Genomic DNA, 23,464 nt, shown 5'->3' with positions numbered 1-23,464 from the left:
GGTGCTCGCCGGGGGCTCCATGGTCGCCAGGGGGCGCGTGCTCGCGCCGACGGGCAGTGCCTCGGGGGGCAGGGGGCTGGGAGCGCTCACAGGGCTCGCACCCGCATGACGTGCGCGACCTGGCCCGAGTGCGGGTCGAGGCGGATGTAGTTCGAGTCGGACCACTCGTAGTCCTGCCCGGTGAGCTCATCGGTGACCGCCAGGCAGGGCCGCGAGCCGTCGGCGTCCTCGGGCAGCCCCAGCTGGACCAGGTTGAGGCTCAACTGGCCGACCTGCGCGTTGTGCGGGTCGAGGTTGACCACGGTGAGCACGACGTCATCCTCGCCCTGCGCGCCCTCGGGCTCCGCCGGGGCCTGTGCGAGGCGCGCCCGCTTGGAGTAGGCGATGATCTGGTCGTTGCCGGTGTCGTGGAACCAGATGTCCCGCAACTGGCCGAGCGCGGGGTGGGAGGCGCGGATCGCGTTGAGCCGGGTGAGGAGATCCTCGATGCCGTTGCCGCGGGCTGCGGCGAAGTCGCGCGGTTTGTACTCGTACTTCTCGTTGTCGATCTGTTCCTCGTAGCCGGGGCGCGGAACGGATTCGGCCAGCTCGTAGCCCGAGTAGATGCCCCAGGTGGGGGACAGAGTGGCGGCGAGCACGGCGCGCAGCTTGAAGGCGGGCACGCCCCCGTGGGTCATGAACGGGGTGAGGATGTCGTGCGTCGTGGGCCAGAAGGCCGGGCGCAGCACGTGCGCGGTCTCCTGGGACAGCTCCACGAGGTAGTCGGTCAGCTCCTCGCGGGTGTTGCGCCACGCGAAGTACGTGTAGGACTGGTGGAAGCCGATCTTGCCCAGGGTGCGCATCATCGCCGGGCGGGTGAAGGCCTCGGCGAGGAAGAGAACCTCGGGGTGGGTCTCGCGCACCTCGCTGATGAGGCGCTGCCAGAAGTCCAGGGGCTTGGTGTGGGGGTTGTCCACGCGGAAGATCGTCACGCCGTGGGCGATCCAGGTGTCGACGACCCCCTTGATGGCGTCGTAAATGCCCTCGGGGTCATTGTCGAAGTTGAGGGGGTAGATGTCCTGGTACTTCTTGGGCGGGTTCTCCGCGTAGGCGATGGAGCCGTCGGCCAGGACCGTGAACCACTCGGGGTGCTCGGCCACCCACGGGTGGTCCGGGGAGCACTGGAGAGCAAGGTCCAGGGCCACCTCCATGCCGAGCTCGCGGGAGCGGGCCACGAAGGCATCGAAGTCCTCGAAGGTGCCCAGGTCCGGGTGGATGGCGTCATGCCCGCCGTCGGCCGAGCCGATGCCATAGGGCGAGCCCGGGTCGCCCGGCCGCGCATTGAGGGTGTTGTTGCGGCCCTTGCGGTTGGTGGTGCCGATCGGGGAGATGGGGGTGAGGTAGAGGACGTCGAAGCCCATCGCCGCGATGCGGTCCAGGTTCTCGGCGGCGGTGCGCAGCGTGCCGGAGTGCCAGTGGCCGTGCTCGTCGCAGTAGGCGCCCAGCGACCTGGGGAAGATCTCGTACCAGGAGCCGGCCAGGGCGCGGGCGCGGTCCACCTGCAGGGGGTAGGCGCGTGAGGGGGAGACGAGGTCCCGCAGCGGCAGGCGGTCGAGGACGCCGACGACGGCGTCGGCCAGCCCCGCCTCCAGGCGCTCGACGGCCGAGCGGGAGGTATCGCGCAGGACGGCCGCGGCGGCTCCCAGCACGGCGGCGTCGGCCTGGCCCCGACCGGGCACCGTCTGGGCGCGCTCCATGAGGCGCGCGCCCTCCTCGAGCATGAGCTCGACGTCGACGCCCGCAGGCACCTTGACCCCGGCGTCATGCGCCCAGGTGGCGTAGGGATCCGACCATCCCTCGACGCGGAAGGACCAGTCGCCCGGGGCGTCCGGGGCCAGGCGGGCCTCGTAGCGGTCCAGGCCGGGGGCGATGAGCCGCATCCGGGCGCTGGGCCCGTCGGTGCCGTCGGGACGGATGAGCACGGCGGTCGCCGCGAAGCGGTCATGCCCCTCCCGGAAGACGGTCGCTCGGATGGGAATGACCTCACCGGGCACCGCCTTGGCGGGCCAGTGGCCATCCTCGACCACGGGGAAGACCTCGGTGACCGGGATCCGGCCGACGAGGGGGCGGGCAGGACGCGGGGCGGTGGTGTGTCGGATCACAGGACAAGACTACGGGCCCGGCGCGCATCCGGCACCCCGAACGGAGGAGCTCCGGGCGCGCCCCTCGACGATCGCGGGCAGGCGGGCTCCGGGCCTCCCCAGCCGCGTCAGTAGTCCATGCGCATGGCGGCGCGCACCGCCCGCAGGGTCTCGTCCGCGACCTCGTTGGCCCGTGCGTTGCCCGAGGCCAGGACCGCCAGGAGGTGGTCCTCGTCGGCGACCAGCTCCTGGCGGCGCGCGCGGATCGGCGCGAAGTACTCGTTGACCGCCTCGGTGGTGAGCCGCTTGAGGGCGCCCGCGCCGCCATCGCCGATGCGCTCGGCGATCTCCTCCGGGGCGCCCGCCCCGCACAGGGAGGCGAGCATGAGCAGGTTGGACACCTCCGGGCGGCCCGCGGGGTCATAGGTGATGACGCGGTCGGAGTCCGTCTTGGCCTTCCTCAGGGCCTTGGCGGTCTCATCGGCGCTCATGCGCAGCTCGATCGTGTTGCCCCGCGACTTGCTCATCTTCTCCCCGTCCAGTCCCAGCAGCAGCGGGGCCTCGCCGAGCAGCGCCTCGGGGCGGCGGAACACCGGGCGGGACTTCTCCGCCCGGCCGTAGCGCTTGTCGAAGCGCTGGGCGATGAGGCGCGCCTGCTCCAGGTGGGGCAGCTGATCCTTGCCCACGGGCACGAGATTCGCCTGGCAGAACAGGATGTCCGCCGCCTGGTGGACCGGGTAGGTCAGCAGCAGGCCGCTCATGGCGCGCCCGGCCGTGGCCTCCAGCTCGGCCTTGACCGTGGGATTGCGGTGCAGCTCGGACTCGGTGACCAGGGACAGGAAGGGGAGCATGAGCTGGTTGGCGGCGGGCACCGCCGAGTGGGCGAAGATCGTCGAGCGCTCCGGGTCCACCCCCACGCTCAGCGCGTCCGCCGTGAGCGACAGGACGCGCTCGCGGATGGGGCCCACGCCGTCGCGGTCGGTGATGACCTGGTAGTCGGCCACGAGGATCCAGGTGTCGATGCCCATGTCCTGAATCGGCGCCCAGCTCCGCATCGTCCCGAAGTAGTGACCCAGATGCATGTTGCCGGTGGGGCGCACGCCGGTGAGCATCCGGTAGCGGCCGGGGTTGAGGGGCATGTCCGCCTCGATCTCGCGGCTGCGCGCGATGGAGCGGGCGAGCGAGGCGTCGTCGACGGCGCCGGCCAGGGCCTCCTCGGCGGCAGAGGGGGCCTGGGCGGCCGAGGCGGTGTCGGATGCGGGGGAGGACGTCATGGCGCACATCCTAGGCGAGGGGCCTCGCAGGACGTCGCGCCCCTGCCCGCCGGGCCCGCCCGAGCTCAGGGGAGCGGGCGCTGCGAGGGCGACGGCGGGGTGTGGGTGTGCACGGAGAGACAGCCGCCGTCGGACAGGGGAGTGACGACGGCGAAAACCGCGAGCGGCTCCTCACCGCTCCGGCGGGAGGTTCTGGAGGGGGACCGGCTAGCGGGAGCGCTCCGGCTCCTGGGCGAGAGGCTCGCCGGAGAGGTAGATGCGCATGGAGAGTACTTCCATCGTCGTGGTGTCCCCGGGGCGGTCCTGCCGGCAGACAGGGCCCTGGGCGCTCCCGACGGTGGAGACCGGCACGGGCGCCGGGGCCCGCCGTGCCCGGCGGGCCAGCGCGAACGCCGAGGTGCACGGGCGGGGGACCGCCCATGTGGAGTCCCACACGAGATGCCAGTCGCGGCCGTGGGCCTCCGGCAGGACGACCTCCTGCTCCTCCAGGGTGCCGTTGATGACGACGAGGAGGTCGTCGTCGCCCCAAGGGGCGCCCGAGCGGAGCATCTGCACGGTCCGGCAGCCCGGGTCGTGCCAGTCCCAGTGGCTCATGTGCTCGCCGTCGGCCCTGAACCAGGACAGGTCCGGGATCGTGTCCGGCTCGCCGTCGATGAGGGCGGGCGCTCCGACGGCGAAGCGATCCGGGCGCAGCACCGGGTGCGTGTCGCGCAGGCGGACGAGGAAGCGCGTGATGGAGATGAGATCGCGCTGCCAGATCTCCAGATCCCAGTCGTACCAGGAGATTTCGGAGTCCTGGCAGTAGGAGTTGTTGTTGCCGCCCTGGGTGCGGCCCATCTCGTCCCCGCCCAGGATCATCGGGGTGCCCGCGCTGATGAGCAGCGTGCCCAGCAGGTTGCGCGCGGATCGGCGCCGCAGGACCTCGATCGGCCCGCCATCCATTCCCTCGGCCACGGGCCCCTCCCAGCCGTGGTTCCAGGAGCGGTTGTCATCCGTGCCATCGCGGTTGTCCTCGCCGTTGGCCAGGTTCTGCTTGTGGTCGAAGCAGGTCAGGTCCCTCAGCGTGAAACCGTCATGGGCGGTGATGAAGTTGACGCTCGCCAGCGGGCCCCGGCCACCCGGGTACTCCCCGTGGCCGAACAGGTCCACCGAGCCGGACAGGCGCGTGGCCAGGTCCCTCAGGTCCGAGCCGTGGCGCCCCTTGGACAGCTCCGAGGCATCGGCCAGCCAGAAGGAGCGCACCGCGCCGCGGTAGCGGTCGTTCCAGTCCTTGAAGGGCTCCGGGAACTCGCCGGTGCGCCAGCCCCCCGGGCCCACGTCCCAGGGCTCGGAGATGAGCTTGACCCGCTTGAGGACGGGATCGGAGCCCATTGCCGCCAGGAGCGGGTGGCGGGGGGTGAACTCGGCGCCGTGGCGGCCCAGGGTCACCGCGAGGTCGAAGCGGAAGCCGTCGACCCCGACGTCGGTCGCCCAGTAGCGCAGCGAGTCCAGCACCAGCTGGACCGCCCGGGGGGAGCGGAAGTCGATGCTGTTGCCCGTGCCGGTGACATCCCCGTAGGCGGCCGGCCGGTGCGGGGCGTGCAGGTAGTACTCCAGGTTGTCCAATCCCCGCAGGGACAGCGACGGCCCGTCCATGCCGCCCTCGCAGGTGTGGTTGTAGACCACGTCCATGATGACCTCGAGGCCCGCCTCATGGAGGATCGAGACCATGCCGCGCAACTCATCGAGAACCGCCTCGGGGCCGGCGGCCTGGGCGGCGGCCGTCGCGTAGGACGGCTCGGGGGCGAAGAACGACAGCGTCGAGTAGCCCCAGTAATTGCGCCGCCCCCGCTGCTGGAGGAACGGCTCGGAGAAGGCCGCGTGGATCGGCAGGAGCTCGATCGTCGTCACCCCGAGGCCGCGCAAGTACTCGATGGTCGCCGGGTGGGCGAGTCCGGCGTAGGTGCCGCGCAGGGGCTCGGGCACGCCGGGCATCCCCAGTGTCATGCCCTTGACATGGGTCTCGTAGATGACCGTGCGCTCGGTGGGCACGCGCGGGCCGGGGACCACGGGGAAACGGGGTTCGCCTGTGACCACGCCCAGCGCCGTGCTCCCCAGCGAGTCCAACTGAGAGGGGGCGAAGGGGATGAGGGCGGGGGAGAGGTCGTCCTCCACCGTGTGGGCGTAGATCTCCGGCGAGAGCGTGGTCGATCCGCTGATCAGGCGCGCGTAGGGATCGAGGAGCATCTTGCGCGGGTTGTGCAGGAGCGCTTCGGAGGGGTTCCAGAGCCCGTGGACCCGGTACCCGTAGCGCTGCCCGGCGCCGACGTCGGGCACATGCGCGTCCCAGGCGCCCTGCTGCGGGCCGTGCATGCCGATGCGGCGCTCGGAGAGGACGACCCCGGCGTCGTCGACCTCGACGAGGCACAAGTCCACCGCTGAGGCGCGAGGGGCCACGACCACGAAGTCCGTCCCATCTCCCCGGGGGGTGGCGCCCAAGCGGGTGCGCTCGAGTGCGCGTGCCGGCGCTAGTGGCGCAGGGGCGAGTTGGGCCGATTCGGACATGGGCGCCATTGTTGCGTGCGCGCCGATCGGGACCAAGTGCCCGGGTCGCGCCTAGAGCTGATAGAAGGATCACTGGACTGAGCGGGCGGTCACACCCCGCTTTATGGCAACCTTGGACGCATGAAAATCGTCGTCTGCATCAAACACGTTCCTGACGTGCAGTCCGAGCGCCGCATCGAGGAGGGCCGCCTCGTGCGCGGTGAGGAGGACGTCATCAACGAGCTCGATGAGAACGCCGTCGAGGCGGCCGTCGCCCTCGCTGAGGACGCCGGGGGTGAGGTGATCGCCCTGACCATGGGCCCGGAGGACTCCGAGGACGGCGTGCGCCGCGCCCTCCAGATGGGGGCCGACTCCGGCCTCGTCATCGCTGATGACGAGCTCGCCGGGGCCGACGTCGTCACCACCGCGCGAGTGCTCGCGGCCGCCATCGGGCGCATCGGCGGCGTCGACCTCGTCGTCACCGGCATGGCCTCCTTGGACGGCATGACCTCCATGCTCCCCGGGGCGCTCGCCGCGGCCATGGGCGTGCCCGCGCTCACCCTGGCCACCGAGCTGGAGATCGCCGCCGGGGCCGTGACGATCCAGCGGACCACCGGCACGCTGCGCGAGACCCTGCGTGCGCCGTTGCCCGCCCTCGTCTCCGTGACCGACCAGGCCAACGAGCCCCGCTACCCGAACTTCGCCGCCATGCGCGCGGCGAAGAAGAAGCCCGTCGACGTGCTGTCGTTGGACGATCTCGGGCTGGGGGGCCTGGGCGATCCGGTTGTCAGCGTGGCGGCCGCCCAGGCGAGGCCGGCCCGCGAGGCCGGCGTCATCCGCACCGACGCCGGGGACGCCGGGCGAGAGCTCGCCGCCTGGCTCGTCGAGTCCAAACTCGTCTGAAGCTCGTCTGAGACTGGTTTGGGGCTCATCCGAGGCCCGCCCGTTAGACGTCTGGTGCGCGCCCGCCGCCCATAAGACCCAAGGAGATCCCGCATGTCCCACGCGCTTGACACCCCCATCCTCGTCCTGGCCGACCTCGACGACGCCGGCCATCCCACAGGTGCCGCTCTGGAGCTGCTCGCCGCGGCCAGGTCGCTCGGCCCCCAGGCGATCGCCCTCGTGCTCGGCGACGCCGCCGCGGCCAGCGCCGTCGGTCCCGCCCTGGCCACCGCGGGCGCGACCCGGCTGCTGGCCGCCGCCGTTCCCGCCCTGGCCGGATGCGCCGCAGACGCCGTGGCTGCCGGCGCGCAGGCCACTGGTGCCGCCGCCGTGCTCGTGACCAGTGACTACCGCGGCAAGGAGATCGCCGGGCGCGCCGCCGTCCTGCTCGGCTCGGCCGCCTCCAGCGACCTGGCCGACCTGCGCCTGGCTGAGGGCGGCGACGCCCTTACCGGTGCCAAGCTGGTCCTATCCGGCTCCTGGTCCACCACCTCCGAGCTCGCCCTTGGCGGTCCCGCCCCCGTGATCGCCGTGAGGCCCGGTGCCTACGAGGCCGTTGCCGACGGTATCGCCGAGCTCACCCCCGAGGTCCTCGAGGTCGCCCCCGCGGCCGAGTCCGTGGCCGTCGAGCTCGTGGAGTCGGAGCGCTCCGCCGCCGCGGCCGGGCCCGAGCTCACCGAGGCCCGCACCGTCGTGGTCGGTGGGCGTGGGGTCGACGGCGATTTCGACCTGGTCCGCTCATTGGCCGAGCCGCTGGGCGCCGCCGTCGGCGCCACGCGCGTGGCCTGCGATGAGGGCTGGATCGAGCGCAGCGCCCAGGTGGGCCAGACCGGTGTGAGCGTCTCCCCGCGCCTGTACATCGGCCTGGGCGTCTCCGGCGCCGTGCACCACACCTCCGGCATCCAGGGCGCGCAAGCCATCGTGGCGGTCTGCGACGACTCCGAGGCCCCGATCTTCGAGATGGCGGACTTCGGCGTCGTCGGGGATGTGGGCGAGGTGGTCCCGCAGATGGTGGCCGAGTTGGCGCGTCTGAGGGGCTGAGCCGGTCCCGGCTGCGGGGCGCACCGGCGGGGCTGCTTGCCGAGCCGGTGCGCCCGCGGAGGCGGGTCAGGCCCGGCCGACGAGCGAGCCGACTCGCTTTGCGCTCCTCGCCCCGCGTGGTCAGTCACTGCTTGACACACACGTAAGGCGACGGCGCACTCATGTCTTACGAACTCCGTCAGGCATGGGATTGGTGCGGAGAGGGCGGGACGGCGATGGGCGGTTCATCGGTGACTGACCGCGCGGATGAGGAGGCCAAGCGCCGAGCCTTCCGGATCGCGGAGGACTCCGGCTTCGATCTGTCATCGGTCACTCGCACCTTCTACCTGCGGAATTATCAGGGACAACGTGATCCCTCTCAGGCTCGGCCGCCCGGCGCCCAACGAGGATTCGCACGAGGCCCCGGCGGAGTCGGAGCGGATCCTCGATTCTGGCGGGGTGCGCTTCGGCGGGCCTGATGAGGTCTTCGCCGATCTCGGGATCTGAACCCGATGCTGCGCGCCGATATGACGTCCAGGTTCCTCCGGGATGTCAAGCAGCTCAAGACGCGGCATGCGCATGGAGGACCTGCGTGAGGTGAGCGTGCTCGTACCGGAGAACTCGGAGGAGGAATCAGCGGATGAGCCCCGTCGCCGTCATCGCATGCACCGCTGGCCTGGAGACTGGAGGGACTCGTACGAGTATCCTGCCCTCTCCATCCATTCCGCTCTTCTTCTAGCCCTCTTGGCTTCGCGTGACCGTCTCGCCCTGGGGATACCGTCTCGGCCCGCTCCTGCGCCCTCAAACTGCGAGGATGAGGGCGCAGGGGCGGGGCGAGACGGTATCTGGAGGGCGAAGCCGCAATGCTGGGGTGAGACGGTATCTCGGGGGCGAAGCGCGGAACGCCGGGCTGCCGATGGATATTGGATCGGGACCTCTGGCGCTTCAGGCGACGGTGGCGTGGGCGAGGACGCGCCGGCTGTCGGGCCCGCCGTAGACGACGACGGACTGCCCGGCGGCAACCCCGCGCAGAGGCTCGCCGAGCTCGACGTGGAGGGATGCGGCCTCGGCGTCCGCAGTGACGCGTGCCCGAATGGGACGTCCGTGGGCGCGCACCTGCACGTGGGCGTCGGCCCATCCGAGCGGCCCGGGGGCGGCACCTGAATCAGCGCCCGTGCCCTCGCTCGGCCCCAACGGCTCGGGGTCGGCCAGGAGGATGAGGCCATCGGCGTCGAGGCTCCTGCGCTGGAGGAGCGCGGCGGGGCCGACGACGACCTCATTGGTGGCTGGGCGGGTCTCCAGGACGTAGCGGGGCCGACCGTCGGGGGCGGGGCGGGTGAGCCCCAGGCCCTTGCGCTGGCCGACTGTGAAGCCGAAATAGCCGGAATGCTCGCCCAGCACCTCGCCGTCGGGCGTGACCATTCGGCCCGGGGAGGAGCCCAGGGCGCGGGTGAGGAAGCCGCGGGTGTCGCCGTCGGCGACGAAGCAGATGTCGTAGGAGTCGGGCTTGTCGGCCACGGGCAGGCCCCGCTGGGCGGCCTCGGCGCGCACGGCGGCCTTGCTGGGGGCGTCGCCCAGGGGGAAGAGCGCGTGGGCCAGGGCTTCGCGGCCGGAGACGGCCAGGACGTAGGACTGGTCCTTGGCGGTGTCCGCGGCGCGCGAGAGGGTCAGGCCGGCGGCGTCGCCTGGGCGGCCGGCGCTGGCGCCGCCGCTCAGGCGCGCGTAGTGGCCGGTGGCGACGGCGTCGAAGCCGAGGGCGAGGGCGCGCTCGAGGAGGGCGTCGAATTTGATGCGTTCGTTGCAGCGCACGCAGGGGTTGGGAGTGCGGCCGGCGCGGTATTCGGCAAGGAAGTCAGTGACGACGCGCTCCTCGAACTCGTCGGACAGGTCCCAGGTGTAGAAGGGGATGCCGAGGATGTCGGCGGCCCAGCGGGCGTCGGAGGCATCCTCGATGGAGCAGCAGCCGCGTGAGCCGGAGCGGGTGGCCTCCCGGTCGCGGGACAGCGCCATGTGGATGCCGACGACGTCGTGCCCGGCATCGATGGCGCGTGCGGCGGCGACGGCGGAGTCGACACCGCCGGACAGGGCGGCCAGGACGCGCATGGTGCTCCTCGGGGTAGTTTGGTTGGGGTGCGCTGCTGCGTAAGGTTGTGGTACCACCGTACGGCGGCTCCTCTGGAGCAGTCCCGTCCCAGCTCGGAAGGAGGAAGGGATCGGGGAAGTGAGGTGGCGGCCGTGCCCAAGCTGAGAGATCAGCGCGCGGGGCCGCCGGGAGGAGGAAGTGTCAGGCAGGTAGGCGCAGCACTTAACTCCAACGCCCACCTGATCCGGACCATCGGTGTCCTAACGGATGCCCTCGGCAAATGATCCATATGAGCCATTGCCCCCGGGGACCCATTCGGTCGCAGCCAGGTCGGGTTCCACATTATGGTCCCTGCGCTACCGCCTGTCCACGACGTGAGCATTACCTGCCGTCACCGCCCATCCGTCGGTGCCTGACGGTTGGCCGGCACCGTCCTGTGATCCGCACCGAGGCCGGGCATCCCGTCTCGCCGCGATCATCGGGAGCGGCGTGGTCCTGATCGGGGCGGCACTGCTCATCATCAGCCTCATCGAGCTCGCCGACGGATCCGGTGTCGCTGGACCCGGCTTCACCGCCGAGCCCAGGTGGGGTCGAGCCGACGGCCCAGGCGGCAGGGCGAGGGAAAAGTAAGCTAGAGGGGAGGCGGAGTGATTATGAGGGTGATACTGCTCAGGGGCTGGTCGAGTTCGGGGCTCTGGCTGCCGTGTCCCGACGAACGGGCCTGTTCTGACGTTACCCAGGCCGAAGAGGGGATCCGCCTCCAGCTCGCCGGGTGCGTCCACACGGCTTGCGCGCCGGACTGACCCAGGCCGAGTTGGTCGACTGCATAGGCTCCTGGCAGTCAGTCATCTTCGCCGTCGAGAACGGCGGCCGGGTTATTTCAGTTCTCATGCTCCGGCGCATCGTTCGTGCGCTGGAGGTCAACCTGGTCATTGACATGGCTGCCGTCAGTTGACCACCACGCATCCATATATGAGTCCAGGCGTCCGGGCCGCTAAGGTGTCGCTCGTGCTCTGGCTCGGGATTATCCCCGCATACGCGGGGTGCGCAGGGCCCCGAGCGCCTCGATCTGGCGGTCGAGGGGATCATCCCCGCATACACGGGGTACACCACGCTTCTGGCGTCGTACGGAGAACTGACCACGGATCATCCCCGCATACACGGGGTGCGCCGCTCGGTCATCTGGCAGGCGATGCAGTTCTCCGGATCATCCCCGCATACACGGGGTGCACTTGGAGAAGAGTCTGAAGCGCTACGGGGTGACCGGATCATCCCCGCATACACGGGGTGCACGGACCGAGGACGGCAGCGGACGGCGGGACTTTGGGATCATCCCCGCATACACGGGGTGCACCACTGGCCGCCCTCAGCGTATCCCGAGATCCCGGGATCATCCCCGCATACGCGGGGTGCACCACGGCGGCTCGGGAGACACCCGGATCCCTTGGGGATCATCCCCGCATACGCGGGGTGCACGAGAAGCGTGTCACCCTGGTTGACCAGCAGTTCGGATCATCCCCGCATACGCGGGGTGCACTCCACATCCAGCGCGGCGGCTTCTGCGGTGATGGGATCATCCCCGCATACGCGGGGTGCACCTGATGTGCAGGCTGGGGTGCGCGTCCGCAACAAGGATCATCCCCGCATACGCGGGGTGCACGTTCGGGGCGCCCGTCCCATGGGCGCCGGGACCAGGATCATCCCCGCATACGCGGGGTGCACCGTATTCTTGGGATAGGGCGGGGTTGTCGGCCAGGATCATCCCCGCATACGCGGGGTGCACGGGTGGGAGCAGACCTGCCCCGCGTCAGGGATCGGATCATCCCCGCATACGCGGGGTGCACACACGCTTCTCCGTGGTCGTATCCGCCGGAATCGGATCATCCCCGCATACGCGGGGTGCACCCGCCGGCGCCCCCAACGATCTGAGTGCTGACGGGATCATCCCCGCATACGCGGGGTGCACGTCGTTTGCGACGCACGGCGTCCCCTACCGTAAGGATCATCCCCGCATACGCGGGGTGCACGTCATCACGTCGACCGAGCCGATCACGCTCGGGGGATCATCCCCGCATACGCGGGGTGCACGTGGTCGCGGCGTCTGCCATGGGTCAGTCCTCCGGATCATCCCCGCATACGCGGGGTGCACAACGGCGTCGTCCCCCGGCAAGCTGCCCGCGCAGGATCATCCCCGCATACGCGGGGTGCACTATGGGTGGCAGTGGCGACACCAGACTCCCCTGGGGATCATCCCCGCATACGCGGGGTGCACGCGGCGATGTCGTCGCTCGTCCAGAACTCCGGCGGATCATCCCCGCATACGCGGGGTGCACGCGGCGTGCGGATTGCGGATCACCTTGTATGGGGGATCATCCCCGCATACGCGGGGTGCACGCGCACACGGCCGCAGCATGGCCCGTGCCCGCAGGATCATCCCCGCATACGCGGGGTGCACTCACCGCCGCCCGAGCCAGGCGCGACGTCGCCAGGATCATCCCCGCATACGCGGGGTGCACGTGATGCCGACGGGGCCGAGCCGATCGGTAAGGGGATCATCCCCGCATACGCGGGGTGCACATCGCCTACCAGAGCCAATCGAGCACCCAAGACGGATCATCCCCGCATACGCGGGGTGCACGGGGATCCTGGTGTCTCCTGAGCCTCCGCAACCGGATCATCCCCGCATACGCGGGGTGCACAGGCTGTTGCCGCCGCCGGGGACGGCCGCGTCCGGATCATCCCCGCATACGCGGGGTGCACTGGAAGATGAGGAGGGTTGGGCGTGATGTGCGAGGATCATCCCCGCATACGCGGGGTGCACGCTGAGCTGTCGCCATCGAGGCGGCAGAGATAGGGATCATCCCCGCATACGCGGGGTGCACGATCCAGTTGCGCCACGTGGCCCGCCAGTCCGCGGATCATCCCCGCATACGCGGGGTGCACGCCTCCGAAGCCCTGTGGGCGAAACTGGGGACGGGATCATCCCCGCATACGCGGGGTGCACGCCCCCGTGATCATCGTGGACGCCTGCCCCCTGTGGATCATCCCCGCATACGCGGGGTGCACACCCTCATCCGAGCAGATGACCCCGATTTCGAGGGATCATCCCCGCATACGCGGGGTGCACATGGATCGCCAGGCTGCCATGTCCACGGTGCCGGGATCATCCCCGCATACGCGGGGTGCACGTACCAGAGGCCGGTGAATTCGCGTTTTTTTGCGGATCATCCCCGCATACGCGGGGTGCACATCCTCGACGGCGCCATCCGCTCCGGCAAAACCGGATCATCCCCGCATACGCGGGGTGCACCGGGGGCGGCCGGTGACGGTCACCTCGGTACCCGGATCATCCCCGCATACGCGGGGTGCACCCTGTAGCGGACCCGGCACACGTCCCCGCGCGCGGATCATCCCCGCATACGCGGGGTGCACGAGGGGCGTGTCCGTGAGAGCCGCACGGAGCGCGGATCATCCCCGCATACGCGGGGTGCACACCCTCATCCGAGCAGATGACCACGACTTCGAGGGATCATCCCCGCATACGCGGGGTGCACGGGGGGCAGCGCTCGATGAGGTAGCGCATGAGGGGATCATCCCCGCATACGCGGGGTGCACCCGCCGACCCCAGCAGCCTCAGGAAATGGCTCCGGATCATCCCCGCATACGCGGGGTGCACGTCTCGGGTGCGGCCGATGATAGCGAGTGGGCCGGATCATCCCCGCATACGCGGGGTGCACGAGAAGCGTGTCACCCTGGTTGACCAGCAGTTCGGATCATCCCCGCATACGCGGGGTGCACGCGATCCATGCGTGGGTGACCATGGGGGGCTCCGGATCATCCCCGCATACGCGGGGTGCACCGACCCTAGCGAATCTGACGGTCGACACCAAGGGGATCATCCCCGCATACGCGGGGTGCACAGCATTTGCTCGGCTGGCTCGCGGACAATCTCCGGATCATCCCCGCATACGCGGGGTGCACGGAAACTTGAATTAGGTAGGCTTATCAATCAGCGGATCATCCCCGCATACGCGGGGTGCACCGTTGACGGCTGCCCCTCGGCGTCAATGAATGCGGATCATCCCCGCATACGCGGGGTGCACCCTCAAGACCCGCCTGAATAACTTCGCGGTGAAGGATCATCCCCGCATACGCGGGGTGCACTGATCAAGGCGCCAGGCATTAAGAAGGCGGCGCGGATCATCCCCGCATACGCGGGGTGCACACTTGGCAATCCTTGAGACCCCAACGGCATTGTAATCTATCTGAAACCTTTTGCCTTCACTCCCCACCTAGAGCCCGTTCCGCCGAGTTCCTGTAGCGGCGTCGACGAGCGGCAATGGACCACGACTCCTTCGCCGGCCTCGCGGCTCCGGGGGTCACCTGCGATCCTTCGATTGCTCGGTACGGGGTCCGCATCACTAGGCAGCCCTCGAAATCCGCAGGTTCCCGATCGTGGCCGAGCGAGGCCACAGAGAAATGTTGCTCCGACCGCGTGGACCAAATGAGGAGTGCGCGACCGTCACCGATATACGCCCTGACCAGGTCCCATAGTTGCTCGCGCACTCGGGCGGCGAGATGCCCGACGAACACTCCGGGGGAGACCTCCATCAACCAGCGCGTGAGCGAGCCGCGCAACTGCGCGGGAGCGGCGGTGAGAACCAGAACTACCATCCACCTGCCTCCTCTACTCCGATCGCGGCGTAGTTCGCCCCGCCGGAGACGGCCTTCTTCTGGTAGTCCCACAAGGAGACCACGTTGATGGCCAGGTCCTCTGTCTCCTCAGTGCCGAGCATTGTGTGGATATCACGGACCGCGCGCTCAATCACTTTCAGCTCGAAGATCCGGTCCCGCACCCTGCGTCGGGTTGTGCCCGTGATATCCTCCATTCTTTCCGCGATGACGTTGAAAGCGATCGGTATTGTCGTCTCTGCCTTGTAAAGGTCGGCGACGTCGTAGACGAATGAACGCTCATGCCCGGTGTGAATGAAGCCGAGCCCGGGCGAGCATCCGAGCGACACGATCACCGCGTGCACCACTCCGTACAGGGCGGCATGCGCGGCGGACAGCGCCTGATTGATGGGATCGGAGGCTTCGAAATCGTCAGGTCGATAATCCCGCCTCGTCCACGGCACACCGGTGCGGCGGGAGTTGTCCCTGTAGACCTCGCGAACGCGAGCACCCTCACGCCCACGCAGTTGCTGCATCGTCAAACCACTGACGTTCTCACCCTCGAAACGCCAGCAATACATCTGCCGTGCGACTTGCAAGCGTTTCTGGGGCGAGGAGACGCGTGCTGCCTGCTCAACAAGGAGCCGTGTGGAGGTGGCCAAGGAACGCCCGTGCGCGTAGTACCGCACGCCGCGCTCCCCAACCCACACGGCTGTGGTCCCGCACTCGCCCAGAAGACTCATCGCCTGATGGCTCACCGAAGTTCCCGGGCCGAGAAGGACAGCCACCAGAGAAGCCGCTGGAACTCGAATGGTGCCCTGATCATTGCGAGCTGTAAGGGCGCCATCCTCCCGATGGACCACGCAGTGCTCCAAATAAAGGAAGGACATCCGGTCCTGAACGCGAGGGAGCGCCGTGACGGGCACGGGCAGCATCCTTGCCATGATCAGCTCCTGTGAGGCCGGACGAGCGTCATGAGCCCGCAGCCATATGCCTTCGAGCGTCCGATTCCGGACACCAGTGTCGTCCGCAACTTGTCGGCGTCGGTCACTCTCAGAAGTCCTTCGTAGACAGTTCGATTAATCGTCACGCGTGCGCGACGATTCGCGTGAGGATCATTTCTCCAGAACTCAGGACGCTCTCTGTGAACCACTGTCACTGAATCGTCCCCATCGTCGCCACTTGCGGAAAGAGGCTCGAAGCCATGATTAGCGGCCCTGTTGAGGAGCCACTGGCGCTGCTGCGCCACCGTCACATGTCCATAGACCTTGCCGCGGAGGCCAGGTCCTTGCGGTGCCGCATGCGATGGATTCGCCGCGAGGCGAAACGCCCAGACTTGTCCTGCCGTCAGGTGGAAGAGGAAAGGTTCGTAGTCACGAGTGAGAGCGTCTGCTCCGGCTGGGGCTGCCTCCGCGATAAGTTGAGCCATGGCCGGCTCCGTGGGGGAGGCAACATAAAGGGCGACGCCGAAAGCCCCCCGGTCCACGCGCCAGAGAATACGTCCCCGAGTTTTGATGGAAGTGCTTTCCAAGGGGGTTGCGGCCTTCATGACGGCAGCATGCATCGCCTGCGGTGATCCAAGATACTTGCGTGCGAGTCTCCGCCCAGGATCCAGCTCGATCTTCGTCAAGAACATTCCTGCGCCTCCTCCAGTTCGGCCATGGGGTCGTGAGAATCAGGGTGGGCGTTGCCGACCTCCACCCACTGGCGCTCGACCTGCCTGAACCCGTAGTCGCGGCGTCGAGGGTCGAAGGAGTGCGGAACGTCGCGGCTTGCGTAGGCCGAGCGGCGTTCCGTGACCGGAACCGCATCCTGGTCGATGAGAACCTCCGCCTTGAACGCACCGTGCCTCCGGGTCTGAAACCACTGTGAGGCCTGCCAGGGCTCGTCCTGAAGCGCTGCGAGCAGCGGGGCCGGGCGCAGTCCCAGCGACACCGGTTGCGTCGGCGGGCACGATCTGCGTCCCAGGTACAGGGGGAAGACGGGGCGGCGGAGTGCCTCGTTGAGCCCCTCCAGAAGCGAGTGGTCCCCCTCGATGCCGGCCAGGAAGACGGCGTCGGCGATATAGTACCGGTTGGACAGCGGCATGGGGGTCTTGCCGTCCAGAGTGCGGGCGGTGTGGAAGTCCCGGATGACGCTGCCGGGCTGGTCCTTGCGCACACCGAAGCTGAGCGATAGCAGGTCCTCGATGGGGTCAGTGCGGCGTCGCCCGACTGCGGCGGCCAGCATGCCGATGACCCCGCTCTTCGTCGGCGCGGGCTCAGTATCTCTCACCGTGAATCGTGAAGTCACCCCCCATGCCTGCATCGGCCCTGCGAGTCGCAGGAGAAGGACGCTCATCAGGCATTCTCCTCGTCGAGGACGCGGGAAGCCAGCACCTGGCTGACCCGCGCCGGCAGGTCAGTGAAGGCGAGCCGCTCGCCAAGCGAGGCCACGGCGTCGGAGTCGATGAGGGAGACGACAAAACTTGCAGCCGGCCTCATCCCGTACGCGCTCTCGATACTGGTCGCGTACTGGGCCAGGGCCTGGATGGAGCGACCAAGGTACCCGTCGCCCACATTCGCGGGAACGGCCCTCTCGAAGGCGCCCACCAGGGAGACCGGCTGATCCTCGCGCACGGTGACCATGATCATCTCCGGAAGAGTGCGATTGGCGAAGGTGTTCTGCTTACCGGTGGGCATCGACAGGCAGAAGCCGGAGACGAAGGCCTCCAGTGCGTGCAGGGCTGCCTGTCCGTCCCCGAGATTCATTTTCAGCAGGTCGATGTTGACCGTCGCGTAGCGGTACATGGTGGCCGACGCGAACTCTACGGTGCCCATCATGCCGGCGCCCGCGTCCTCCTCCTCGGAGCGGTTCTTCTCGTCGTCAACAGCCGTGAAGAAGTCATACTCGTTCTCCGCAGCGTGGGTTGAGATCGCGTGCGCCACTTGGCAGGCGGCGTCGACGTTGAGATCAGCGTCGTCGGCAACCATCCTGCCGAAGAGCGAGACGTCGACAGCGTGCTCCTCCTTGAAGATCTTCTTGACTTCCTTGGCTTCCAGGCTGGTGCCACCACGCTCTGCGGCGATGGCGAGGTCGGCGAGCCGATCCACCTGGCTGCGGGAGAGGAACAGGAGGTAGCCGGACTCCTGAGGAGCGCCCTGCTTGTTGCCCCGCGGGGCTGTGAGCTTGATCTTGGCGGCCTTGAACACATCCTCCGCCAGAGCAATGGCCCGATCTTCCAGATCCGGGGCCTGGGATGTAATGGCCTCGGCAAGGACCTTGACGACGCGCTTGGTACGAGTGCCCAGGTCGGAGGCGTCGAGATGATCGATGAAGTGCAGCCGAGTCGCCCGCTTCCAGGACTGGCTGGAGACCCGCAAGCGCCTGACCCCTCCGTAGACGGCGGACTTGGGTGAGCCGGAGTCGTCGCGGTTGACGCAGCTCGGCGGGACGGACTGGATGACGTGGATGTCGACGAAAGTGCTCATGTCAGTTCTCCGGAGTAGATGATGTGGGGGACGAGGTGGTGGAAGGGGCTGAGGTCCGGCTGGGATCCTCAGACGTGTGCGGGGACGCGAACTGACGGGCCCAGCGCAGGCGGACGGTCGTGGCGCCATCCGGTCGTTGGAAGGCGACGAGGTCGTCGGCGAGCATGGCGTGATCGAGCGGAATGCTCTGTGCTCGCAGCTGGGAGATGAAGCCCCTGAGGTGGTGCTGCAGCTCGGTGATAGTCGTGGAGGTGACCAGGGCGTTGAAACGTGCTCTGGTGGAGGGGTTCTCCTCCTCCCCGATCCCGACCAGGGCGCGGGCGGCACGGCCCAGTCCTCGGCCCGGTGAGAACATGGGCTCGGTCCGCGACTGCTGGTGGACGGCGTAGAGCGTCATCGCCGTGTGCACAGCGATCTCCTCCCAGGTAGGGGCGTCCCCGGCGTGCTCGGGGACAACCACCTCGGTGAGGCTCCAGACCTCGGGACTCTCACCCGGGGCCTGACTTGAGGCCTTGCGCAGGGCGGCGAGCTGGCCGCGAGCGGCGGACTCGTTGCGCTGAAGGTGCCGGCTCTGAAGCCCGTGGGGACCTGCGAGACGCTGGTCGACGGTTCTCCCCGCGACGCCGAGCCGCCGCGGTTGTCTGTTGGACGTCGGCGCCGCCCTCGCTGCGTCTGAGGGGCTGGTGGTCTGTGAGGCGGTCATGCTCGTGTCCTTTCTCCGTCGTTGACGGGGGAGTCCTCATGGTCGGGGTGAGGTAGCGATGTACTGAGGGCGCGGTTGAAGAAGAACAGGGCACGGCTGACGTCCATACGGCTGGAGCCCTCACCACGGCCCGCGAAGGCAGTGCTCGGGACTGCCGCCGTGAGGATCTCCTGCTGCCTCCAGGCCTCGCGCCGCAGCCACTCGCGCCATTGGTTGCGGGCGGTCTCCGGGACAGCGCCGTCGAGTGAGGCCAGCCAGCGGGGAAACTCCGCGTCAATGACCCGATAGAAGGCTGCACTGGCGCGTTCGCGTGCCGCTGTCGCAGTATCCGGACTGCCTCCACGGGCACGGTCCAGGTTGGAAGCGAGGTTGCGCACGTGAGCGACCACCTGCTCAGTCTGCTCCATGACGTCATGGACGATGGCGATCATGCGCACGTTCTCGGGATCCAGCAGGCCCGCCGGCAGCGACAGGGTGTCGCTGACGAGCTCGGAGACAACAGCTTCCTGCGCCCCGTACTCCATACCGACCGCGTGCAGAGGGATGAGACCGGTTCGCGGTGCCACCCCGTTGCGCATCAGCCGCTGGTAGAAGACGACGACGGCGGGTGCCCGGTACCGGGTGATCTCACCGGCCCCCTTGACTCTCACCGATGGGCTCAGTTGGGCGACCACGGTCGACAGCCCCCGCCAGAAGGCGCGGTCGGTCGGCAGCTTGCGTGGCATGAACACCGTCCCGCCGAGCTTCTTGGTCTGGGGCTCGGAGTAGCGCCACGCGGTCATCGGCTCAACCGAGTACCGGTTCTGGGGGGTGGCTTTGTCCCCGTTGCCCAGGAACAGCCCGATGATGGAGCCCTCGTCCCCGTGCAGGAGGACGCGACGGGCCTGCCACGTGTAGCAGGAGACCGGACCGGTTGGTTGTGCCGAGGATGACCCTGCCGGGCCGTCCGGATCCCGCTCCCAGGGAGCGATGTCCTGCTCGGGATCGACACCCTCAAGGTCAGGGACCTCCTCGGTCACGACCGTGTTGAGAAGCAGGGTTCGCGCCAAGGTGTCACCGGAGATGAAGACCGTTCCGATCTGTCCCGCCCATCCCGGGCCGATCGGGTATCCCTTCCCTCCTTTGACCGCAGGGTCACCGACCGCCCCAGATCGGATTCCGGAGGGGTCGAAGGCGTGAACGTGGATGAGCCACCGTGCCGCCTCCGCCCAGGTCATCCGCTCAAGTCCCTCGGCGATACGGGTGGTGAAGAAGGGTTCCCCGTTGGGGACGTCAGCGATCAGGGACGTGAGCGCAGAGATCTTGCCGGATGCAGCGTGGATCCCAGCAACCTGGAAGAACGGCCTGTCCGGGTGACGCAGGTCGAAGCGGTCCCGGTGCCGTTCCAGGTAGGCGACGGCGTCCCTGCCCAGTCGCGCCGGCTCGTCCCAGTACTCCTCCCAGGTGTCCAGGTCCTCAGGGCCGCCCATGGTGCGGTGACAGATCGCCAGGAGCAGACGCAGGATCGCCACGTCCTGAGTGGCGATCTCCCCGTGGATGGCGGCAATCTCCTCAGCCTGCTGGAAGACGGAGAGGAGCGATACCTCGTCGGAGGAGCCGTCGAGGCGGGTCACCTTGATCCAGGGCTCGTCCAGAAGATTGAAGGTAACTGTCATGGTTCGCGGACCTCCTTGAGCCCAGTGGACGAGTCGTACTCCAGGGTCGTGCCGAGCAGCTGTGCGCGGCCGTCCGTCAGGGGCAGGACCAGCTGCCCCCTCAGGTCACGGTCATCCTGCCAGGCACGTGCGACACGAATCCCGATCTGTTCGAGCTCGTCGATGGCCTGGTCCATCCGGCGGCCCTTCGTCAGCCCAGCAGGAAGGCGGACTGAGGACATGAGCATCGTGCGTACGACGTCGCGGTCGGGAGCCCGGTCTATCGGGAGGATGGCGCCCGGCTTTCCGGTAGAAGAGGGCAGGGTCCTCAGTTCTTCCTGGCCTCCGACCCGTCGGCTGGTGATGAGGATGACCTCCAGGGAGTCCTCACCGTCGCGTACCTGGGCGCGTGCCGTCTCCTCGCTGTCGCTGGCCGGAGTGTGGAGCCAGTCGACGAGGTCCGTCCGTGCTCCCGCCCGGTCAGGCTCAGACAGAAGGTAGCCCTTGGCTGCCCTGTGCTTGTCTAAGGCCTCCTGGTCGGCGGCCGCACGTGCCCGATCAAGGGCCTCGCCCCAGGTCGGAGGGACCTGCGCACCGGCCCCGTACACGGCCTCGATGAGCTGGTGGACGTCCTGCGGCGTGCGCACCGTGCCCGCCCCCTCCACGACCCGGCCGAGGGCAGCAGCGCTCAGGAGCATGTCCTGCTCGCCGTAGATCGCCTTCGCACCAGGCTCGATGCCCGGATCGGAGCTGGTGAGAGAGGGAAGCCAGTCGACATAGCACGTCGGCACCGTCAAGCGCGAGGGCCGTGGCCGATCGTGCCGGTGGAGACGGCCCATGCGCTGGAGGATGAGGTCGATGGGGGCCAGGTCGGTGACGAGCAGGTCGAAGTCGACGTCCAGGGACTGCTCCACCACCTGAGTGGCGACGACGATCGCCCGGTGCGGACGCTGCGGCCCAGACCGGGGAGGTCCGAAGCGATGCAGCAGGTCGGCGTCCTTGGCCTGACGGTCGGCGATGGTGAAGCGGGCGTGGGTGAGGCTCACCTCCTGCCCGAAGACCTCACGCAGCTCCTCGTAGGTCTCCTGAGCCCGGCGCACGGTGTTGCGGACCACGAGCGCGCAGCCGCCGTCGGCCAGCGCCTCACCCAGCAGCTGCGCCAGGCCTGGTTCCCTTCCCAGCCGTCGCACGTGGACCTTGCTGGAGCGTCCTGAGGAGGAGACCGCCTCCACCCGGGTTCCCGTGGCGTCCACGCTGACGAGGCAAGGGAAGGGTGTGCTGACGGGCTCGGGTGCGGGTGTCTTCGGTGGCTTCCGGCCCGCCATGAGGTCCAGGCCGCGGCGGTAGGCGTCGGCCATCTGGGCGCTGCGCGCCTGCGACAGCGTCGCTGACAGGAGGATGACCGGGACTCCGTAGGAAGCGAGCCACGTCAGCGCCCGGTCCAGGTAGACGTTCATGTACGTGGAGTAGGAGTGCACCTCGTCAACGATGACGACCTTGCGGGACAACCCCAGGTGCCGCAGCGCAAGGTGGGGAGCGCGCATGGCGCCGAAGAGCAGGTGGTCCACGGTCGTGACGACGAAGTCGGAGAGCATGGACTTCTTGCGCCCGCTGAACCACGCCAGGATCGCCAGGTCCGCACGACGGCGCTCCTGGGCCGTCGGGGTTGTCGCCTCGTGCTCGTCGCGGCCGACGTCGGACGGGCGGGGTCCGGGAGCATGAGGGTCGTCCCCACCCAGGCCGCTGAGAAGACGGTCGTGGATCTCCCAGCCCCTGCGACGCAACCGGCCTGCCTCACGGTTGAGACGAGCCCGGCCGTGCTGGAGCGACACCGCGAAGGTGGACGGCGCGCCAGCGGCCGCGTAGGACTCCTCGATGTGCTCCAGCCAGTCCAGCTCCCGGGCGAACATCGCGTCCGTCGTCGCCTGGGTGGGCAGGGCGAACAGGACCCCGGATCGTCCCGTTCTCGCCGCCAATACCTCGGCGGCCAGCTGCGCGGCCTCCGTCTTGCCGCCTCCGGTGGACTCCTGGATGACGAGCATGCCGGGCAGGGCCATGGTGCGGGCGGCCTCAACCGCCTTCGCCTGCACGTCGGTGGCCTGGCAGCCCTCCGGAAGAGAGAATCTCGACGCGAGGAGATCGTCGGGGCAGTGCCCGTCATCGCGTGGACGCCAGGGTGCGGGGATCTCCAGTCGCTGGATGCCTTGCGAGGCCCGTTCTGTGTGGGCCTCGGGCTCCAGCCAGGTCAGGCCCTCGTCGTCGAGGTGGAGCAGGGGGAAGTAGTCCTCGCAGGAGGCGATCCAGTCGGCGACGATGACGAGCCCGGACATTTCGACAAGGAAGGGCTGGGACCACCGGCGTGAGGACCAGTGCTCCAGGTACGGCGCGGCGCCCGTACGTGACGTGACGAGGTCGAGCAGCTCGTGCTGCACGGCGGTCCACCGCTCATCGCCCAGGAGCGGCCCCCGGCCGGCCAGGTCGTTGAGCATGGACGTGCTCGCCGGGATGCCGTGGTGGGCGCCGACGACCGAGGACAGCGCCTGGGCGCTTGCGCCCGTCCACCCGAGCGTGCCGGTGAGCCAGCCCTCAAGGATGTACTGACCCGCCAGCGCGTGGGGAACCTTGCGGCGCTCACGAGGGTCGATCGTCGCGTGGGTGAGGCCGGCTTCCTTCATCCGGTCATCGAGGCCCCGGACCTGCATGGAGAACGCTGGCGTGCACTTGCCGATGTCGTGGATGCCCGCCAGCCACGAGACGAGGAGACGGAACTCGTCAGCGGGCGCCAGACCCGAGGCCGAGTCCGAGAACTCCCTCTCCAGAAGATCGCAGATCGTGGGGGCGATCCACGTGCGAGCCAAGTGCCCCGCCACGGCGGCGGAGTCGAGGAAGTGGAGCCAGAGGGGCAGCCAGCGCCGACGCTCCGGGTCATACCCGGACTTCGCCCACACGCGCTGGGCGGCAGGTGACAGGGGCATGGGGGCTCCTTCCTTGGAGACGGGAACAGACTAGAACGAAGCACTGACG

General features: G+C 68.7%; 15 protein-coding genes and 1 CRISPR repeat array. Of the genes, 3 read left to right on the top strand and 12 right to left on the bottom strand.

Annotation, left to right across the window (positions count from 1 at the left end; translation table 11 throughout):
* Positions 1-86: 86 nt before the first annotated feature.
* The 3 genes from B1H50_RS00150 to glgX form a co-directional block, all read right to left on the bottom strand.
* Positions 87-2,141, bottom strand: coding sequence for an alpha-1,4-glucan--maltose-1-phosphate maltosyltransferase (locus tag B1H50_RS00150; protein ID WP_080461790.1), 2,055 nt, complete (start codon positions 2,139-2,141; stop codon positions 87-89).
* A gap of 107 nt (positions 2,142-2,248) precedes the next feature.
* The gene (trpS, locus tag B1H50_RS00145; protein WP_080461789.1) at positions 2,249-3,394 is read right to left on the bottom strand and encodes a tryptophan--tRNA ligase; all 1,146 of its coding nucleotides are present in this window, start codon (positions 3,392-3,394) and stop codon (positions 2,249-2,251) included.
* 207 nt (positions 3,395-3,601) lie between these two features.
* Positions 3,602-5,938, bottom strand: a complete 2,337-nt coding sequence (gene glgX / locus B1H50_RS00140) for a glycogen debranching protein GlgX (protein WP_080461788.1) — start codon at positions 5,936-5,938, stop codon at positions 3,602-3,604.
* Between the two features lie 120 nt (positions 5,939-6,058).
* Here glgX and B1H50_RS00135 point away from each other — a divergent pair, with 120 nt between their 5' ends.
* The 3 genes from B1H50_RS00135 (at position 6,059) to B1H50_RS09670 (ending at position 8,386) form a co-directional block, all read left to right on the top strand.
* Positions 6,059-6,820, top strand: coding sequence for an electron transfer flavoprotein subunit beta/FixA family protein (locus B1H50_RS00135; protein WP_080461787.1), 762 nt, complete (start codon positions 6,059-6,061; stop codon positions 6,818-6,820).
* A gap of 93 nt (positions 6,821-6,913) precedes the next feature.
* Entirely contained in the window at positions 6,914-7,900 is a 987-nt protein-coding gene (locus B1H50_RS00130) for an electron transfer flavoprotein subunit alpha/FixB family protein (RefSeq protein WP_080461786.1), read from the top strand.
* A gap of 348 nt (positions 7,901-8,248) precedes the next feature.
* The gene (locus B1H50_RS09670) at positions 8,249-8,386 is read left to right on the top strand and encodes a hypothetical protein (RefSeq protein WP_158082808.1); all 138 of its coding nucleotides are present in this window, start codon (positions 8,249-8,251) and stop codon (positions 8,384-8,386) included.
* Between the two features lie 438 nt (positions 8,387-8,824).
* Here B1H50_RS09670 and mnmA read toward each other — a convergent pair whose 3' ends face one another.
* The 9 genes from mnmA to B1H50_RS00080 all read right to left on the bottom strand — a co-directional run bounded on the left by mnmA (position 8,825) and on the right by B1H50_RS00080 (position 23,415).
* Positions 8,825-9,982 carry a tRNA 2-thiouridine(34) synthase MnmA gene (gene mnmA / locus B1H50_RS00125; protein WP_080461785.1) on the bottom strand — a complete coding sequence of 386 codons (1,158 nt, stop codon included), beginning with the start codon at positions 9,980-9,982 and terminating at the stop codon, positions 8,825-8,827.
* A gap of 1,001 nt (positions 9,983-10,983) precedes the next feature.
* Positions 10,984-14,187: a CRISPR direct-repeat array (repeat unit 28 nt; unit sequence GGATCATCCCCGCATACGCGGGGTGCAC).
* Positions 14,188-14,243: 56 nt separating this feature from the next.
* Positions 14,244-14,636: a type I-E CRISPR-associated endoribonuclease Cas2e gene (gene cas2e, locus B1H50_RS00115; RefSeq protein WP_080461784.1), complete on the bottom strand. Its 393-nt coding sequence runs from the start codon at positions 14,634-14,636 to the stop codon at positions 14,244-14,246.
* Positions 14,630-15,577, bottom strand: a complete 948-nt coding sequence (gene cas1e / locus B1H50_RS00110) for a type I-E CRISPR-associated endonuclease Cas1e (protein WP_080461783.1) — start codon at positions 15,575-15,577, stop codon at positions 14,630-14,632. The genes cas2e and cas1e overlap by 7 nt, the downstream gene beginning before the upstream one ends.
* 2 nt (positions 15,578-15,579) lie before the next feature.
* Positions 15,580-16,269: a type I-E CRISPR-associated protein Cas6/Cse3/CasE gene (gene cas6e, locus B1H50_RS00105; protein ID WP_080461782.1), complete on the bottom strand. Its 690-nt coding sequence runs from the start codon at positions 16,267-16,269 to the stop codon at positions 15,580-15,582.
* Complete coding sequence (cas5e, locus tag B1H50_RS00100; protein ID WP_080461781.1) at positions 16,260-16,973, bottom strand: type I-E CRISPR-associated protein Cas5/CasD; 714 nt, start codon at positions 16,971-16,973, stop codon at positions 16,260-16,262. The genes cas6e and cas5e overlap by 10 nt, the downstream gene beginning before the upstream one ends.
* Positions 16,973-18,103: a type I-E CRISPR-associated protein Cas7/Cse4/CasC gene (gene cas7e, locus B1H50_RS00095; protein ID WP_080461780.1), complete on the bottom strand. Its 1,131-nt coding sequence runs from the start codon at positions 18,101-18,103 to the stop codon at positions 16,973-16,975. Before cas7e ends, cas5e begins: the two co-directional genes overlap by 1 nt.
* 1 nt (position 18,104) lies before the next feature.
* Positions 18,105-18,806 carry a type I-E CRISPR-associated protein Cse2/CasB gene (gene casB, locus B1H50_RS00090; RefSeq protein ID WP_080461779.1) on the bottom strand — a complete coding sequence of 234 codons (702 nt, stop codon included), beginning with the start codon at positions 18,804-18,806 and terminating at the stop codon, positions 18,105-18,107.
* Positions 18,803-20,461, bottom strand: a complete 1,659-nt coding sequence (gene casA, locus B1H50_RS00085; protein ID WP_080461778.1) for a type I-E CRISPR-associated protein Cse1/CasA — start codon at positions 20,459-20,461, stop codon at positions 18,803-18,805. The genes casB and casA overlap by 4 nt, the downstream gene beginning before the upstream one ends.
* The gene (locus B1H50_RS00080) at positions 20,458-23,415 is read right to left on the bottom strand and encodes a CRISPR-associated helicase/endonuclease Cas3 (protein WP_080461777.1); all 2,958 of its coding nucleotides are present in this window, start codon (positions 23,413-23,415) and stop codon (positions 20,458-20,460) included. Before B1H50_RS00080 ends, casA begins: the two co-directional genes overlap by 4 nt.
* Between the last annotated feature and the right edge of the window lie 49 nt (positions 23,416-23,464).

Source organism: Actinomyces gaoshouyii (genome assembly GCF_002072175.1).
Taxonomy (GTDB): domain Bacteria; phylum Actinomycetota; class Actinomycetes; order Actinomycetales; family Actinomycetaceae; genus Actinomyces; species Actinomyces gaoshouyii.
Note: the sequence above shows the minus strand (reverse complement) of the source record. Positions and strands in the feature narration are given on the sequence as shown.